Raw genomic sequence first — 15,337 nt, 5'->3', positions numbered from 1 at the left:
AGCGCGGGCACCCGCTGCCCGCGCTGCCGCCCCACGCTACCCGATGCCGCCGAAGAAGATGCCCAGCGCGATGACCGCCGCGGTGATGCCCACGAACACGTAGCGCGTCATGAACTCGAACCAGCCGCCCAGCCTCTTGCCGTGCCCCTCCTCCGCCTGGGCGCGCGCGAATCCCTTGGGGCACACCCAGAAGAACATGATGGCGGCCAGAAGCGCGCCCACGGGTATGACGTAGATGGAGATGGCGTCCATCCACGCCGACACCGCATCTCCCCCCTCTATGAACAGCCCCACCGCCACCGCGACTGCCGCGATCACGCCCACGGCCGCCCAGCGCGGCAACCGAAGCTGCTCCTGCAACGCCTCCACAGGCGCCTCGAACAGGTTCACCAAGCTCGTCACGGCCGCGAACACCACCGCCACGAAGAACACCACGGCAAACACCCCGCCAAGCGGCATCTGCTGGAACACGCCCGGAAGCGTGATGAACATGAGCGGCGGGCCGCTGGACACATCCAGCCCGAACGCGAACACCGCCGGCACCACCACCGCCGCGGCGACGATGGCCGCCAGCGTGTCGAACAGGGCAACGTTGCGCGCCGAAGTGACCACGTCCACATCGCGCCCCAAATAGCTTCCGTACACAAGCGTGCCGCTGCCTGCCAAAGACAAGCTGAAGAACGCTTGGCCCAGCGCGTACACCCAGGTCTTGGGGTCGGCGAGCGCCTCCCACCGGGGCACGAACAAATACTCGTAGCCCCCGCCCGCCCCGGGAAGCGTGGCCACGCGCGCCAGCACGATCAGGAACAGCACGAAGAACAAGGGCATGAGCACCTTGTTCAGCCGCTCGATGCCCCGCGAGATGCCGAACAGCATGACGAAGAACGTCACCGCCAGCCCCAGCAGATGATACCCCACGTTGCCGAAGTCGGCCGCCACGCCGCCGAACAGCGCGGCCACGTCGTCCGAGGCCATGAGCTGGCCGGTGAGCGCGAACACCAGGTATCTGAACGCCCAGCCCAAAACAACCGCGTAGCCGATGGCGATGGCGAGCGACCCCAGAGTGGGGATGGCGCCCACCAGCTTCCCCATCACGCGCCCGTGCTTCACACCGCGCATCTCCAGCGCCTTGGCAAACGCTCCCATGGGGCCGGTGCCCATGGCCCGCCCGAACGCCATCTCCCCGATCACGCCCGTGAAGCCCAGAAGCGCCACGAACACGAAGTACGGGATGAGAAACGCCGCGCCGCCCAGCTCGGCCGTGCGGTACGGGAACAGCCAGATGTTGGCCATGCCCACCGCCGACCCCACGCACGCCATGATGAAGCCCGCGCGGCTCGTGAAACGGTCGCGCCCCGTTTTGGCTTCGGCCTTCATACCCTCGGCCCTCCTTATGCCCGCGCGAAAACGAGCGCGGCTCGCGTTCTTCGTTGAAGCGATCATTGTATCCTACCCGAACGCGCTCGGGGCCTGCGAATTGCACGGCATGGCCGCCTTGCCGCACCGCCCAACGCGGCAAGGCGAGCACCGTTTGCCAAAAGGGCGCGCATCCAGCGCGACAAGACGCCAGGTGGCCCGGTCAGGCCCTCACTATATGGGGAAGGGGCCTGTCGTGAGGCTCCACGGGAACGGCGTCCACCCGCTGCTCGGTAAAGGCGACGCCCGCCACCCAGGCGTCAGGACGCGCCTTCGCCAAAAAGCGGTCGTAGTTTCCCCCGCCGTACCCCAGGCGATTGCCCATGTCGTCGAACGCAACAAGGGGCACCGCCACCGCGTCGACGGCCTCCGGCGCAACCTCCGCGAAACCGGCGATCGACGGGCAGTCCGCCGACACGCTGCGCGCGGGATGCGCAAGGAAAGGCGCCTCGCGTGCCTCGAACGCATCCCGCCCAACGTCAAGAAACGCCATGCGCGTGCGGCGTGCCGCCCCCGCCGGCTCCCGAGCGCTTTCGGGCACGCGTATCATGCACGGCAGGCACACGCGCCACCCGCGCAGGTACGCCTCCTCGACAAAAGCGCCCAGATCCGGCTCGCTGCCGAGCGCAGCGTAAGCGGCCACGACGGCCCCCGGCCCCAACCGAGGCGAAAGCTGCTCGACGAGGCGCGCGCAGAGCAGGCGGCTGCGCATGGCGCGCTCCGCAGCCGCAATGGCGTCCCTGCGCGCAAGCACGAGCGAGCGCAGACGGTCTTTCCCGAGCGAAACCGCATCGCGCGCGTCATTAGACGGACGGGCCTTCCAAGCCTTATGCGCGGCCCCGCGTCCAACGCCGTCGCCCGCTCCTTTCGCCATGGTTCGCCCCCGTCCGAAAAGGGGCCGCTCGCGCGGCCCCTGCATTCGTTGTCGTCTTGACCTATTCGGCCTTCTCGGAGGCGTAGAACGTCGCCTCGTCGAACACGTCGGTGATGGACTTGCCGTCCGCGAAGGGCAGCGACAAAAACTCGCTGATCGTGGGCACCAGCTCGCTCGCGTCCACGTAGTGGCCCTTGTCGTTGAACCGGTCGGTGTGCTGCGCCCGCCAGTACCGGTCGTTCACGTCGGTGAGGTAGTACGTGACGCCGCCGACCTCCATGTACACGGAATGCTTCGCGTGCAGGTAGGTGGGCAGCTCGTCGAAGGACACCTCCAGAGCCTCTGCTGCTTTCGTTCCCATCAACGACCCCTTTCGTACGGGATTACCTTGTCCGCTATCATAGCAAGAAACCGCGCTCCGTTTCACCGTAAAACGCAGATTACTTCCCCGATCCCTCCTCCGCGAAGAACTTTTCCGCGATGCGGGCGGCCTCGGCGGCGTCCTTGCCGTAGAAATCGGCGCCTATCCGGGCGGCGTAATCGGCCGTGAGCACGGCGCCGCCCACGAACACCTTCGTCCCCGGCGCCTCGCGGTGGACAAGCTCCACCGTCTCCTCCATGGCCTTGACCGTGGTGGTCATGAGCGCAGAGAGGCCCACCAGGCGCGCGTCGTGCTTTCGCACCGCCCGCAGCACGTCCTGCGGATCCACGTCGCGCCCGAGGTCGATGACGGCAAAGCCGTAGTTTTCCAAAAGCATCTTGACGATGTTCTTGCCTATGTCGTGGATGTCGCCTTTCACCGTGGCCACGACCACGCGCCGCTCATCGTCGGCCTCCGCAGGGCCGCCCGCCCGGGCGCGCACCACGTCGAAGCCCGCCTTCACGGCCTCGGCCGACGCCATGAGCTGCGGAAGGAAGAACTCCCCGCGCTCGAACCGCGCGCCCACCTCGTCGAGCGCGGGCATGAACACGCCGTTCACCACATCGAGGGGATCATGGCCCTCAAGCAGGCGCTCGGTGGCGCGGGGCATGGGGCCTTTGCGACCCGTCAGGATCAGGTGCGCCATGGACCGCACCGCATCGGCCGCGTCGGCCAGCTCGGGCGGGACGGGCACGGCGTCCGAAAGCCCTTCGGACGCCGCCTCGGCAAGGGCGCGCGGCGCGTCGCCAACCAAGCCCGCGTCGCCTGCGGCGGGGCCGTCGTAGGGGTCGGGCGCCTGGGCGTAGTCGCCTATGAAGCCCGCCGCCCCCGCATCCTGGCCGTTGAGCACCTTGAACGCGGCCACCGTGTCGCGGTAGCGGCCCGAAAGCGGGTTCAGGATGGGCAGGTCGAGGCCGCAGCCGAACGCCGCCGCCAGAAACGTCGCGTTCACAAGCGGGCGCTGCGGCAGCCCGAAGCTCACGTTGGACACGCCGAGCGCCGTGCGCACGCCGAGGCGCTCCTTCACAAGCGAAACCGCGCGCAGGATCTCGCGCGCCTCGTCCTGGTTCGTGGCCGCCGCCATGACCAGGCAGTCGATGACCACGTCCTGGCGCGGCACGCCCGCCTCCTCGGCGGCGCGCACGATGCGCTCGGCAATAGCGAAGCGCCCCTCCGCCGCAGGCGGGATGCCCCCCTCGTCGAGCGTCAGGCCGATGACCGCGCATCCGTACTTCCTCACCAGGGGCAGCACGGCGTCCAAGCTCTCGCGTTTGCCGTTGACGGAGTTCACGAGCGGCTTGCCGGCGTACCCGCGCACCGCCGCCTCGATGGCGGCCGGATCGCTCGAGTCCAGCACCAGGGGAAGCGTCACCGTGGCCGCAAGCTTCTCCACCGCCGCGCGCAGAGCGGCGGGCTCGTCCAGCTCGGGCAGGCCCACGTTCACGTCCAGCACGTCGGCGCCGGCCTCCTGCTGGGCCACCGCCTCGCCCACCAGGTAGTCGAAGTCTCCCGCGCGCAACGCCGCCTTGAGCTTCGGCTTGCCCGTCGGGTTGATGCGCTCCCCGATGACGGCGATGCGCGGACGGCCCTTGGGCAGCACGACCGCCTCCTGCGCGCTCGCGAGCACGCACGCCGGCTCGAAGGCCCGCGGCGCCGGGGCGCGGCGCGCGTCCACCGCCTGGCGCAGGCGCGCGATGTGCGCCGGCGAGGTGCCGCAGCAGCCGCCCACGATGTTCGCGCCCGCATCCAGCAGGTCCTCCATGGCGCAGGCGAACTCCTCGGGCGAGACGTCGTAGACCGTATCGCCTCCCTCCACGCGCGGCAGACCCGCGTTGGGCTGCGCGGCCACGGGACAGCGCGAGAAGCGGGCCATGGTCCGCGCCGCCCCCGCCAGCTCGCAAGGACCCAGCGAGCAGTTCAGCCCCACCGCCTGCGCGCCCATCGACGACAGCACCGCAGCCGCCACCTCCGGAGGCGTCCCCAGAAACGTCCGCCCGTCCTCCCCGAACGTCATCGTCGCGACCACGGGCAGATCGCACCGCTCGCGAGCGGCTAAAAGCGCGGCCTTCGCCTCGCGCAGATCCGCCATCGTCTCTATGAGCACCAAATCGCACCCGGCTGCGCAGAGGGCGTCCACCTGCTCGGCGAACAAATCGTACGCTTCCTCGAACGTCATGGCGCCCAAAGGCTCCAGCAGCGCGCCCACAGGCCCGATGTCGCCCGCCACATAGCGCGCCCCCGCCGCGCGGGCGCATGCGGCGCCGGCCCGGCACACCTCGGCTACCGTCGCATGCCCCTCCAGCTTGCGGGAGTTCGCGCCGAAGGTGTTCGTGGTCACCACGTCGGCGCCGGCCACCACGTAGTCCGCGTGGATGGCGGTCACATCGTCTGGATTCGTCAGGTTCAGCAGCTCGGGGATGGCGCCGGCCCGCGCAAGCCCTCGCGCCTGCAGCTGCGTCCCCATGGCGCCGTCGAGCACGAGGAAGCCCTCGCCGCTCAGGGCGCGGGACAGAAGGTCGCCTTCGGTGCGCGCCGGGAAGGCGCCGGATCCTTCATGAGCCATGGCAGGTGGTTCCCCTCTCTCGAAGCGGGCAGCGCTCCCGCAGCTGGCAGGTCTCGCAAGCGTTGCGCGCCTGCGGCGCGGGCGCGTCGGCGTCAAACAGCCCGATGACGGCGGTCACGCTCTTGGCAGGCACAAGCACGTACGCCTCGGTGACGGCAAGCCCGATGCGCCGGGCGGCGTCGAGGGCGTCCGCAAGCGCCGGCTGCACCGACAGGGGCAGATCCCCGTAGCCGGGGCTGTAGCGAAAGCCCGCGCGCAGCCCGCGCGCGGCGGCCTGCTCCACGACGAGCGCCTCCATCGCGTCGGCGGCGGCCTCCACCAGCGCCGACGCCGCCGCTCCGTACAGCAGCGCGTCCACCGGGCCAAGCGCGGCGTGCTTGCGCAGCTCGCGCTCGCTTTGCGCGCCCAGCGTGCAGGCCATGAGCGCCACCTCGCGCGCTCCTTCCAGATGGCGGGAGATGTCGGCCCCGGGAAGCGCCAGCCCGCAGCCCGCAAGCTCCACGCGGGCATCCGGACGCCCCGCCTCGGGGGCGCCAATCCCGCTTCCGCCGGCCACCGGGAACACGGCCCACACGCCCGCCGGGCGAAGCGTCCGCTCGCACGCGTCGGCCAGCTCGTCGAACCGCGCGCGCAGCCCGCCGTCCATCCGCTGCCCGGCGTGGCCCGCGTAGCGAAGCGCCTCCGCGCGGTCAAGCGACAGCCCGGCGAACCGCGCCGTCTCAGGCCGGCCGTGCGCCCAGGGCGCGGGCGCCGCCGTCACACTCACCGGCTCCCCGTCGCGCGCAGGGCGGCCATGCTCGCCCGGGCGATGTCGGGCCGGTTCATCGTGTACACGTGCAGACCGTCCACGCCATGCGCGGCCAAGTCCGTCAGCTGGGCGCACGCGTACTCGATGCCCGCCCGGCGCAGATCGTCCGGGGCGTCCTCGTAGCGCGCCAGCAGCTTGATGATGGGAGAGGGCAGCGAGGCGCCGCACATGAACACCATGCGCTGGATCTGCGCCTTGCTCAAAAACGGCATGATGCCGCACGCGATGGGCGCGAAGACGCCCGCCGCCTCCGCCTGCTCGCGGAAACGGTAGAAGCACTCGTTGTCGAAGAACAGCTGCGTGACGAAAAAGCTCGCCCCGGCGTCCTGCTTCCCCTTGAGGTGCTCGATGTTGGCGCGCGCGTCGTCGCAGGAGATGTGCCCTTCGGGGTACGCCGCGGCGCCCACGCACAGCCCTGCCGCCGCCACGCGCGCCACCAGGTCACGCGCATAGGAGAACTCGGTCGGCCCGCAGCCGGGAACAGGGTCGCCCCGCAGGGCGAGCACCGTGCGCACGCCCTTGCCTTTCAAATCGGCGATGGCCCGGTCCACCAGCTCCCCGGTAGCCCCCGCGCAGGTGAGGTGGGCCACGGCGGGCACGTCGAAGTCGTCTTGTATCATGGAGGCGATATCGGCGGTCGCCCGCTTGTTGCCGCTACCGCCCGCCGAGTAGGTCACGCTGATGAAATCGGGCGCAAGCTGGGCCAGCTGGGCCGCCATCTCGCGCGCGGCCTCCAGGGAAAGGTCGCCTTTCGGCGGGAACACCTCGAACGAGACAGGTTTGAGGCCCGACACGCGGGCCTCCCGATATATATCGCTGACGGTTTTCATGCGCACCATTATAGGGAAACGCGCGATGCCGGCGGCGCCATGGGCGACCGAGCCGCAAAATCGCCACGACCCCCCCCCGCCGCGCCGACGCGAGCAGGAGAGGCCGAGGCCAACCCTGGGCGCACGGCGGGCACCCCTAGCGTCGCCGAAGCGGAGACGGCAGCGGCCGACGCCGGACACATGGCGGGAACCCTCCCTCAGCGCCGCCGAAGCGGCTGCAGCCGACCCCGGGCGCACGGCGGACACCCCAGCGCCGCCGAAGCGGCTGCGGCCCGGACCGGCGCATCGGCCCGGGCCGGCCGCCGCCCTAGCCGCGCAACGCCCCGCGCAAGCGGGCGAGGGGAACGAACGTCGCCACCGCGCCGATCGCGCACAACAGGTAGACCACCGCCGCGGTCAGCCACGAAACCTGCGCCACGTGCGCCCCCACGCCCACAAGCGCCCACAGAAACACAAGCGGAAACGCAACGTCGCCGAAACGCTCCTTCATCAGGTAGCCCAGCACCAGCACGCCGGCCGTCAAAGCGATGGCCGACAGGTCGTTGAGAACGGGGATGCCGCCGTCCAGGGCGCGCGTGATCAGGATGGCCAGGTTCGCCAGCGTCGCAACCGTCACCCAGGCGGTGTAGATGGAGATGGGCGCCCACCCCCACACGCTGCCCGCCGACTTGCGCACGCGCAGGTACAGCGCAACAAGCACGCACCACTCCGCCACAATGACGACGAAAGACGCCGCCACCATCTGGAAGTGCCACAAAGCAAGCCACAGCACGTTGAAGACGCTGCTGGCCGCGAACAGAACGGCCGTGGGCCCCAAGCGTCCCGAGCGGGTCGGGGCGTCTCGCGTGTAGGCGACCAGCCACACCGCCAGGGCAACGTAGATGAGCGTCCAAATGGAGAACACGTAGCCCGCCGGCGTGAACCAGGTGAACACGCCGTAGGCGACGGTCGCCGACGTGACGCCGCCGACCTGCCCCGCCTCTATGACGGCGTTGCCCACGATGGTGAAGACGTACGCCGCCCACATGACGACGATCTCGGGCGTCAGATACCCGCCGCGCGCGAGCTTGCGGCCCGCGCGGGTGCTGCGGACGCGCTTCGCAACGCCGGAGGCGACGGAGGCTTGGTGAGGGGAATGCGACATGGCGCACCTCGCTTTCTTGAAACAACCGGCCGAGCGGGCCGGCGACCTGGCACCAGTGTAGACCCGGTGCCGGAAGAAAGCCGTTACGGGCGCTTGGCAGTACGCCATCGCTTCGGTACGGGAGGGGTGCGCCCTCCCCCGAAACGCGCGCGACCGCATAGGGCGCGCACGCGCACGGATGCCGATAAGCCCCGCGCGTCAGATCGCGCGCACGCGCAGGTAGTCGCCGGGAGCGAGGGGCAGGCTCGGCTCCGCCTCGAAGGAGTAGCGCTCGGCCGAGCGGTTGGCCACGGGCACGGGCACGGGCGCGCATGCGGGCGTCAACGCGGCGGGCTCGCCCAGCTCGGGCGCGGGCAGCCACGCCAGATTGCGCACCCGCACGCGCGCGACGGGACGGCGCGGCGAGAGCACCTCCAGCTCGTCGCCCTCGCGAAAGCGGTTGTGGCAGACGACGACCGCGCGCGGCCCCGCCTCCTCCACCGTGGCCGCGTGCAAAAACTCCCGCACGTAGCCGTCGCGCTCGGGCGACTGGTCGGCGCGTCCGTAGTAAAACCCCGTGGAGTACGGCCGATGCGAGACCGCGTCCAACTCCGCAGCCGCCTCGGACGCGCTCGCCCCGTCGAGCACCGAGCGGTAGGCGTGCACCACCGTGGCCACGTAGAACGCCTTCTTGTTGCGCCCCTCTATCTTGAGCGAGTCCACGCCGGCCGCCGCCAGGTCGTCCAAATGGGCGATCATGTTGAGGTCGCGCGCGTTCATGACGTAGGTGCCGCGCGTGTCCTCCTCAACCGGGAAGAATTCCCCGGGCCGCTTCTCCTCCACAAGCGCGTAGCTCCAACGGCACGGCTGGGCGCAGTGCCCCTTGTTGCCGGAGCGCCCCGTCATGACGGAGCTGATCAGGCACCGGCCCGACACGGCCATGCACATGGCGCCGTGCACGAACGCCTCCAGCTCCAGTTCGCGCGGCGCGTCGGCGCGCAGGCGGGCGATGTCGTCCACGCTCATCTCGCGGGCGCACACCACGCGGCTCGCCCCCAGCTCGTGCCACATGCGCGCGGCCTCGGCGTTCATCACGCCCGCCTGCGTGCTCACGTGCAGCTCCACAGAAGGCGCGTGCTTGCGCGCAAGCGAGAACGCGCCGAGGTCGCTCACGATGAGCGCGTCCACCCCGGCCGCATCGAGCGCCTCCAGGTAGGCGGGAAGCGCCGCCACATCGTCGGCGTCCATGAGCGTGTTGAGCGCCACGTACGCCCGCGCCCCGGCCGCATGCGCGCACGCCACGGCCGACGGCACCTCGTCAAGCGCGAAGTTCTCTGCACGCTGCCGCAACCCGAAGCGATCGCACGCGAAGTACACCGCGTCCGCGCCAAACCGCACCGCCGCCTCCAACTGCGCCCGCCCGCCGGCGGGCGCCAAAAGCTCGGGAGCGCGCCCCACGCCTATCCCTCGTACGACACGCGGGCGCCTTGGGGGGTGTCCTCCACGGTGAAGCCCAGGCCCGCCAAGCCGTCGCGCACGGCGTCGGCGCGGGGCCAGTCCTTCGCGGCGCGGGCCTCGGCGCGGGCCGTCAGCAGCGCGTCCACGGCCTCAGCCGCGTCGGCCCCCTCGTATCCGGCCAGATCGGCGGCCAAGTCCACAACCTCGACAGGGTACGCCTCGCCGGCATCCCCTTCGCCCGCAGCCGCCACGTCGATGCCGAACACGCCCATGAGCTCGATCACGGTGTCGCGCGCGTCGCGCACGATGGGCACGTCCGACACGGACAGCACCTTGCCCGCCGTCTGCGCGTTCACGTCCGCCACCAAATCAAACACCTCGCCAAGCGCCCGGCAGGTGTTGAAGTCGTCGTCCATGGCCAAAACGAACGCCACCTTCGCTTCCTTCGCACGCTTCATGAGCGCGCGCGTGTCAAGCGGCGAGGGGGCGTCCTGGGCGTTCTCCAGCTGCCAGCCCAGGTTGCGCACCGCGTTCTCGATGCGTCCGAGCGCGGCTTCCGCCTCGGCCAGGCGCTCGTCGGAGAAGTCGAGCGGGCTGCGGTAGTGCGTCTGCAGCATGAGGAAGCGCAGCACCTCGGGACGCACCGCGTCCAGCACGTCGCGCAGCAGCTTGAAGTTGCCCAGCGACTTGCTCATCTTCTCGGCGTTCACCTGCAGCATGCCGCCGTGCATCCAATAGTTCGCGAACGTGCAGCCGCACGCGGCCTCGCTCTGAGCGCGTTCGTTCTCGTGATGCGGGAACACCAGATCGGCCCCGCCGCCATGGATGTCGAACGGCAGGCCCAGGTACTTGCGCGACATGGCCGAGCACTCGATATGCCAGCCGGGGCGGCCCATGCCCCACGGCGACTCCCACGCCGGCTCACCGGGTTTGGCCGCCTTCCACAGCGCGAAGTCGAGCGGGTCGCGCTTGCGCTCGCCCACGCCCTGCCCGTCGGCGCGCAGCTCGCGGTGTCCGCTCTCCATCTCGTCGACGTCGCGGCCGGACAGCTCACCGTAGGCCGGATACGACCGCACGCTGAAGTACACGTCGCCGTCCGCCTCGTAGGCATGCCCGCCGTCCACAAGCTCCTGGACAAGCTCGATCATGGCGGGGATCTCCTCGGTGGCCTTCGGGCGGATGTCCGGGTCCAACACGTTCACGCGGCGCATGTCCTCGATGAACGCCTCGGTGTACTCGGCGGCCACCTCGGCGGCGTCGCGGCCCTCCTCGGCCGCGCGCGCGATGATCTTGTCGTCCACGTCGGTGACGTTCTGCACGAACGTCACGTCGAAACCGCGCCACATGAAGTAGCGCCGGATGACGTCGAAGCTGATGAACGTGCGCGCGTTGCCGATGTGGATGTAGTTGTACACCGTGGGGCCGCACACGTACATGCCCACCTTGCCGCGCTCGCGCGCCTCGAAATTCACCTTTTCGCGGGTTTTCGTGTTGTAGAGTCTGATCATGGGGCCGTTCCTTCGCCGGTCGGAGACGTGTTCGATGCGATCGTGGGCTATCGTACCACAACGCGCCGCACGGCGCTTCGCCGCGATGCCGCCAAGCAGCTGCGCCGCCCTCTCGACAGCCCGACGCGCCCCCGTCCGTCCCGCCTAGCGACCCACGCGGGCTTCAAGCTCTTGGATCTTGCGCTCCAGGGCCTCGATGCGCTCGCACTGGTTGGCGCAGCGCTCGGCGATGGGATCGGGCAAGTTCTCCTTGTGCTGCGCGGCGTCGGCGGCCTCGTTCTTCACGCGCTGGCCGTCGCGCACCACCACGCGACCTGGAATGCCCACCACCGTGGAGTTGGGCGGCACGTCGCTCACCACCACAGCGCCGCCGCCCACCTTGGAGTTGTCGCCGATGGTGATGTCGCCCAGCACCGCCGCGCCCACGCCCACCAGCACGTTGTTGCCCAGCGTGGGATGGCGCTTGCCCGTCTCCTTGCCGGTGCCGCCCAGCGTCACGCCTTGGTAGAGCGTGCAGTCGTCGCCGACGACGGTGGTCTCGCCTATGATGACGCCCATGGCGTGGTCGATGAAGAACCGGCGCCCTATCACCGCCGCCGGATGTATCTCCACACCGGTCATCCAGCGCGTGAACTGCGACGATATGCGTGCAAGGCTCTTGAGGCCGTGATTCCACAACCAGTGCTCAACCACATGCGACCAGCGCGCGTGCAGCCCTGGGTACGTCAGCCAGATGACGAACGAGCTTTGCGCGGCCGGGTCGCGCTCCTTGACCGCTTGGATGTCCTCTCGGATGGTTTTGAATATGTTCATGAGCGAAAACCTATCTGTCGATGCAGCAATGCTGCGCAGGTTGAAAAAGGTGCACAGGCGCCGCGCAAGCCAGCGAAGGCTCCTGCGGCATCCCAAGTCGCAGGGCAACGGAGGCGAAGCGCCTTGGCGCACGAGCCTCCCTCGGCGCCGCAAAATCGGGCGCTGCGGGAAGCCGCGCCGTCGGCCCGCTCCGCCATCCGGCAAAGCGGCGAAGCCCCAAGCCCTCAGCAGCAACGAAGCCCAAGCCCGCAGCGTCGGCCCGTTCTGCCACCTGTCAGGGCGGCGGAACTTCAGCTACATCGGCAAAGCAAGCACACAGCCGTCGCGGAGATGCCCTCCTCGCGGCCCTCGAACCCCAGGCGTTCGGTGGTGGTGGCCTTCACGCCCACGTTCTCCACGTCGATGCCCATCGCATGCGCCAGGTTCCCGCGCATCGCGTCGCGATAGGGCGCGAGCTTCGGCGCCTGCGCGGCCACCACCGAGTCCACGTCGAGGATGAGAAACCCCCGCTCGCGCACGAAACCGGCCACGGCGGCCAAAAGCTTGAGCGAATCGGCGTCCTTGTAGGCGGGGTCGGTGTCCGGGAACAGCTTGCCGATGTCGCCCCCGCGCACGCCGCCGAGCAGCGCGTCCGCCACGGCATGCGCCAGCACGTCGGCATCCGAATGCCCCAGAAGCCCTCGCGTATGAGGGATGTCCACGCCGCCCAAAACAAGCCGGCGCCCCTCGGCGAACGCGTGCACATCGTAGCCCTGTCCGATGCGCAAAGACGCAGGATCGAAGAACCCCCTTTGGCCCGCCATCATTCCATACCCTTCATGAACATGGCCCGAACGGCGGCCACCAACATGAGGTAGTCCTCCGGAACCGTCAGCTTGATGTTGTCGCGCTTGCCCTCCACCACAAGCACCTTGCCGCCCAGCCGCTCGATGAGCGACGAGTCGTCCGTGCCCACGAAGCCGTCGGAGAGCGCCGAGGCGTGCGCGCGGCGGTAGATGCCGGCGCGGAACACCTGCGGCGTCTGCGCGTTCCAGAACGCGCGGCGGTCGGGGGTGCCCACGATAACGCCGTTCTCCACCACCTTGAGCGTGTCGACGGCCGGGTGCCCCACCACGGCGCCGTCGGCATCGATGTTGCCCTTGAGCGTGTTGATGGTGTGCGCGATAAGCTCGGGGGTGACCAGCGGCCGCGCACCGTCGTGCAAGATGACGTAGCCGTAGTCGTCGGGAACGTACTCCAATCCGGAAAACGCCGACTCCTGGCGCGTGGAGCCCGACGGCGCCACCACCACAGGGGTCACGAACGGGAACGGGTCCACGGCGCGCTTGAGGTACTCGTCGCAGCGCTCCTCCGGGCACACGATCACGATGAGGCCGATGTCCCCCACCGCGTCGAACGCCTCGGCCGACCACGTCAGGACGGGCTTGCCGGCAATCTCCACCAGCTGCTTGCCGCCCTCCTTGCCGAAGCGCTCCCCCGTGCCGCCGGCCAAGATGACGGCAGCCGTCTGGGGGTGCTTGTCCACCTCGCCCTTGAGGCCGCCCATCGCCTGCGAGATCGCGTCGAAGTCGAAGTGGTCCAAAACAAGCTCGGGCGATCTGAGCACCTCTGACGAGAACACGGGATCGATGGTCTTGGGCATGGTCGTCCTCACGGTTGGTTTGCAATACGCTCCCAGTATACGACAAATCCCGGCGCCGATGAGCGCCGGGATTCGCGCAAAACGCGGTTCGGCCGGGGCGCCGGCCCTCCTAGTCCGCCGCGCCGCCGGCGGCCGAGCCGCCACCGCGCACACCGGCGTGACCCAGGTCGTAGTTCGTCAGCAGAAGCTCCGCCTCGCGCGCGATGCTGTCGCGTTTGCGCGGCTCGGGGATGGCACCCGACCCCTGCGCGAACACAAGCTCGCCGTCGGCCGCGTCCACGTCGATGATGGACCCGCTCGTCCACTTGCCCTCGAGGATCTCCTCGGACAGCGGATCCTCCAGCAGGCGCTGGATGGCGCGGCGCAAAGGACGCGCGCCGTAGGTGGCGTCGGTGCCCTCCTTGGCAATGAGCTTGCACGCCGCATCGCTCAAGTTGATGGACATGTTCTGCGCGATCAAGCGCTCGCGCAGATCGGCCACCATGAGCTTCACAATTTCGCCGATCTGCTCGGCGGTCAAGCTCTTGAACACGATGATCTCGTCGATGCGGTTCAAGAACTCGGGCCTGAAAAGCTTCTTCATCTCGGCCATCACGCGGCTTTTGATCTCCTTGTCGGAAAGCCCCGCACGCTCCTCGGTGGAAAAGCCCAGCGTCGTGGGTTGGGCGATCTCGCGCGCGCCCACGTTCGACGTCATGATGATGACCGTGTTGCGGAAATCCACCGTGCGGCCCTGCGCGTCGGTTAAGCGCCCCTCCTCCAGAATCTGGAGCAAGATGTTGAACACGTCGGGGTGCGCCTTCTCTATCTCATCGAACAGCACCACCGAGTAGGGACGCTGGCGCACGGCCTTGGTGAGCTGGCCGCCCTCGTCAAAGCCCACGTAGCCCGGAGGGCTGCCCACCAAACGCGACACGCTGTGCTTCTCCATGTACTCGGACATATCGAAGGACAAAAGCGCGTCCTCGGAGTTGAACAGGAACTCCGCGAGCGCCTTCGAAAGTTCGGTTTTGCCCACGCCCGAAGGACCCAGGAAAATGAACGAGCCGGCCGGGCGCTTGGGGTCTTTAAGGCCCGAACGCGAACGGCGGATGGCCTTCGACAGCGCCGTGACGGCCTCCTCCTGGCCGATGACGCGCTCATGCAGCACGGCCTCCATACGCAGAAGCTTCTCCGTCTCGGCCTCGGTGAGGTTGCTCACCGGCACGCCCGTGGTCATGGACACCACGTCGGCTATGTCCTCCACGGTCACCTGGTGGACGGACTTCTGCGAGTCCTCCTCCCACTGCTTCTCGGCCTCCTCGCGCTTCTTTTTAAGCTCGGACTCCTGGTCGCGCAGCTGGGCGGCGCGCTCGAAGTCCTGCGCGGCAATGGCGCTATCCTTCTCGGAGCGGACGCGGCGCAGCTCGTCGTCCAGTTCGCGCAGCTCCTTGGGCAGCGTCATGTTGCGGATGCGCATGCGCGCGCCCGCCTCGTCCAGCACGTCGATGGCCTTGTCGGGCAGGTAGCGGTCCTGAATGTAGCGGCTTGAAAGCGCCACGGCCGCCTGCAGCGCCTCGTCGGTGAAGTGCACCTGATGATGCGCCTCGTAACGGTCGCGCAGGCCCTCCATGATGCGCATGGCCTGCTCCTCGTTGGGCTCGCCCACGGTGATGGGCTGGAAGCGGCGCTCCAGCGCGGAGTCCTTCTCCAGGTGCTTGCGGTACTCGTCGATGGTGGTGGCGCCGATCACCTGTATCTCGCCGCGCGACAGCGGCGGCTTCAGGATGGCGGCCGCGTCGATGGAACCCTCGGCCGAGCCCGCGCCGATGAGCGTGTGCATCTCGTCGATGAACAGGATGATGTCGCCCGCGTCCATGACCTCCTTGATGCACTTCTTCA

Annotated in this window: 13 protein-coding genes; all 13 read right to left on the bottom strand. The window is 69.0% G+C overall.

The annotated features are described in order from the left end of the window. Nucleotides 1-36: 36 nt before the first annotated feature. Nucleotides 37-1,377 carry a sodium-dependent transporter gene (locus ACWKY3_RS06315; RefSeq protein WP_449315578.1) on the bottom strand — a complete coding sequence of 447 codons (1,341 nt, stop codon included), beginning with the start codon at nt 1,375-1,377 and terminating at the stop codon, nt 37-39. 202 nt (nt 1,378-1,579) lie between these two features. Continuing rightward, nucleotides 1,580-2,290: a 5-formyltetrahydrofolate cyclo-ligase gene (locus tag ACWKY3_RS06310; RefSeq protein WP_449315577.1), complete on the bottom strand. Its 711-nt coding sequence runs from the start codon at nt 2,288-2,290 to the stop codon at nt 1,580-1,582. Nucleotides 2,291-2,351: 61 nt separating this feature from the next. Beyond that, nucleotides 2,352-2,651: a CDP-alcohol phosphatidyltransferase gene (locus ACWKY3_RS06305; protein ID WP_449315576.1), complete on the bottom strand. Its 300-nt coding sequence runs from the start codon at nt 2,649-2,651 to the stop codon at nt 2,352-2,354. Between the two features lie 79 nt (nt 2,652-2,730). Continuing rightward, a complete protein-coding gene (locus ACWKY3_RS06300; RefSeq protein WP_449315575.1) occupies nt 2,731-5,274 on the bottom strand; it encodes a homocysteine S-methyltransferase family protein in 2,544 nt (847 codons plus the stop codon). After that, entirely contained in the window at nt 5,264-6,040 is a 777-nt protein-coding gene (locus ACWKY3_RS06295) for a vitamin B12 dependent-methionine synthase activation domain-containing protein (RefSeq protein WP_449315574.1), read from the bottom strand. Before ACWKY3_RS06295 ends, ACWKY3_RS06300 begins: the two co-directional genes overlap by 11 nt. Then, entirely contained in the window at nt 6,037-6,912 is an 876-nt protein-coding gene (locus ACWKY3_RS06290; RefSeq protein ID WP_449315573.1) for a methylenetetrahydrofolate reductase, read from the bottom strand. The genes ACWKY3_RS06295 and ACWKY3_RS06290 overlap by 4 nt, the downstream gene beginning before the upstream one ends. Before the next feature lie 307 nt (nt 6,913-7,219). After that, nucleotides 7,220-8,056: a tryptophan-rich sensory protein gene (locus ACWKY3_RS06285; RefSeq protein ID WP_449315572.1), complete on the bottom strand. Its 837-nt coding sequence runs from the start codon at nt 8,054-8,056 to the stop codon at nt 7,220-7,222. A gap of 198 nt (nt 8,057-8,254) precedes the next feature. Further along, the gene (locus ACWKY3_RS06280) at nt 8,255-9,493 is read right to left on the bottom strand and encodes a peptidase U32 family protein (RefSeq protein WP_449315571.1); all 1,239 of its coding nucleotides are present in this window, start codon (nt 9,491-9,493) and stop codon (nt 8,255-8,257) included. Between the two features lie 2 nt (nt 9,494-9,495). Continuing rightward, a complete protein-coding gene (cysS, locus tag ACWKY3_RS06275; protein WP_449315570.1) occupies nt 9,496-11,001 on the bottom strand; it encodes a cysteine--tRNA ligase in 1,506 nt (501 codons plus the stop codon). A gap of 144 nt (nt 11,002-11,145) precedes the next feature. Continuing rightward, nucleotides 11,146-11,814, bottom strand: coding sequence for a serine O-acetyltransferase (cysE, locus tag ACWKY3_RS06270; RefSeq protein WP_449315569.1), 669 nt, complete (start codon nt 11,812-11,814; stop codon nt 11,146-11,148). A gap of 290 nt (nt 11,815-12,104) precedes the next feature. Beyond that, entirely contained in the window at nt 12,105-12,620 is a 516-nt protein-coding gene (gene ispF, locus ACWKY3_RS06265) for a 2-C-methyl-D-erythritol 2,4-cyclodiphosphate synthase (protein WP_449315568.1), read from the bottom strand. Then, nucleotides 12,617-13,456, bottom strand: a complete 840-nt coding sequence (gene ispD / locus ACWKY3_RS06260) for a 2-C-methyl-D-erythritol 4-phosphate cytidylyltransferase (protein ID WP_449315567.1) — start codon at nt 13,454-13,456, stop codon at nt 12,617-12,619. The genes ispF and ispD overlap by 4 nt, the downstream gene beginning before the upstream one ends. A 109-nt stretch (nt 13,457-13,565) precedes the next feature. Beyond that, nucleotides 13,566-15,337 (bottom strand): ATP-dependent Clp protease ATP-binding subunit (locus tag ACWKY3_RS06255; RefSeq protein WP_449315566.1); only part of this gene is annotated, 1,772 nt, incomplete at its 5' end.

It is taken from the genome of Rubneribacter sp. (assembly GCF_965361815.1).
Note: the sequence above shows the minus strand (reverse complement) of the source record. Positions and strands in the feature narration are given on the sequence as shown.

Excerpts from the sequence above, each read along its gene's own strand:
- ACWKY3_RS06315 (WP_449315578.1), bottom strand. The coding sequence starts at position 1,377 with ATGAAGGCCGAAGCCAAAACGGGGCGCGACCGTTTCACGAGCCGCGCG.
- ACWKY3_RS06310 (WP_449315577.1), bottom strand. The coding sequence starts at position 2,290 with ATGGCGAAAGGAGCGGGCGACGGCGTTGGACGCGGGGCCGCGCATAAG.
- ACWKY3_RS06305 (WP_449315576.1), bottom strand. The coding sequence starts at position 2,651 with ATGGGAACGAAAGCAGCAGAGGCTCTGGAGGTGTCCTTCGACGAGCTG.
- ACWKY3_RS06300 (WP_449315575.1), bottom strand. The coding sequence starts at position 5,274 with ATGGCTCATGAAGGATCCGGCGCCTTCCCGGCGCGCACCGAAGGCGAC.
- ACWKY3_RS06290 (WP_449315573.1), bottom strand. The coding sequence starts at position 6,912 with ATGAAAACCGTCAGCGATATATATCGGGAGGCCCGCGTGTCGGGCCTC.
- ACWKY3_RS06285 (WP_449315572.1), bottom strand. The coding sequence starts at position 8,056 with ATGTCGCATTCCCCTCACCAAGCCTCCGTCGCCTCCGGCGTTGCGAAG.
- cysS (WP_449315570.1), bottom strand. The coding sequence starts at position 11,001 with ATGATCAGACTCTACAACACGAAAACCCGCGAAAAGGTGAATTTCGAG.
- cysE (WP_449315569.1), bottom strand. The coding sequence starts at position 11,814 with ATGAACATATTCAAAACCATCCGAGAGGACATCCAAGCGGTCAAGGAG.
- ispF (WP_449315568.1), bottom strand. The coding sequence starts at position 12,620 with ATGATGGCGGGCCAAAGGGGGTTCTTCGATCCTGCGTCTTTGCGCATC.
- ispD (WP_449315567.1), bottom strand. The coding sequence starts at position 13,456 with ATGCCCAAGACCATCGATCCCGTGTTCTCGTCAGAGGTGCTCAGATCG.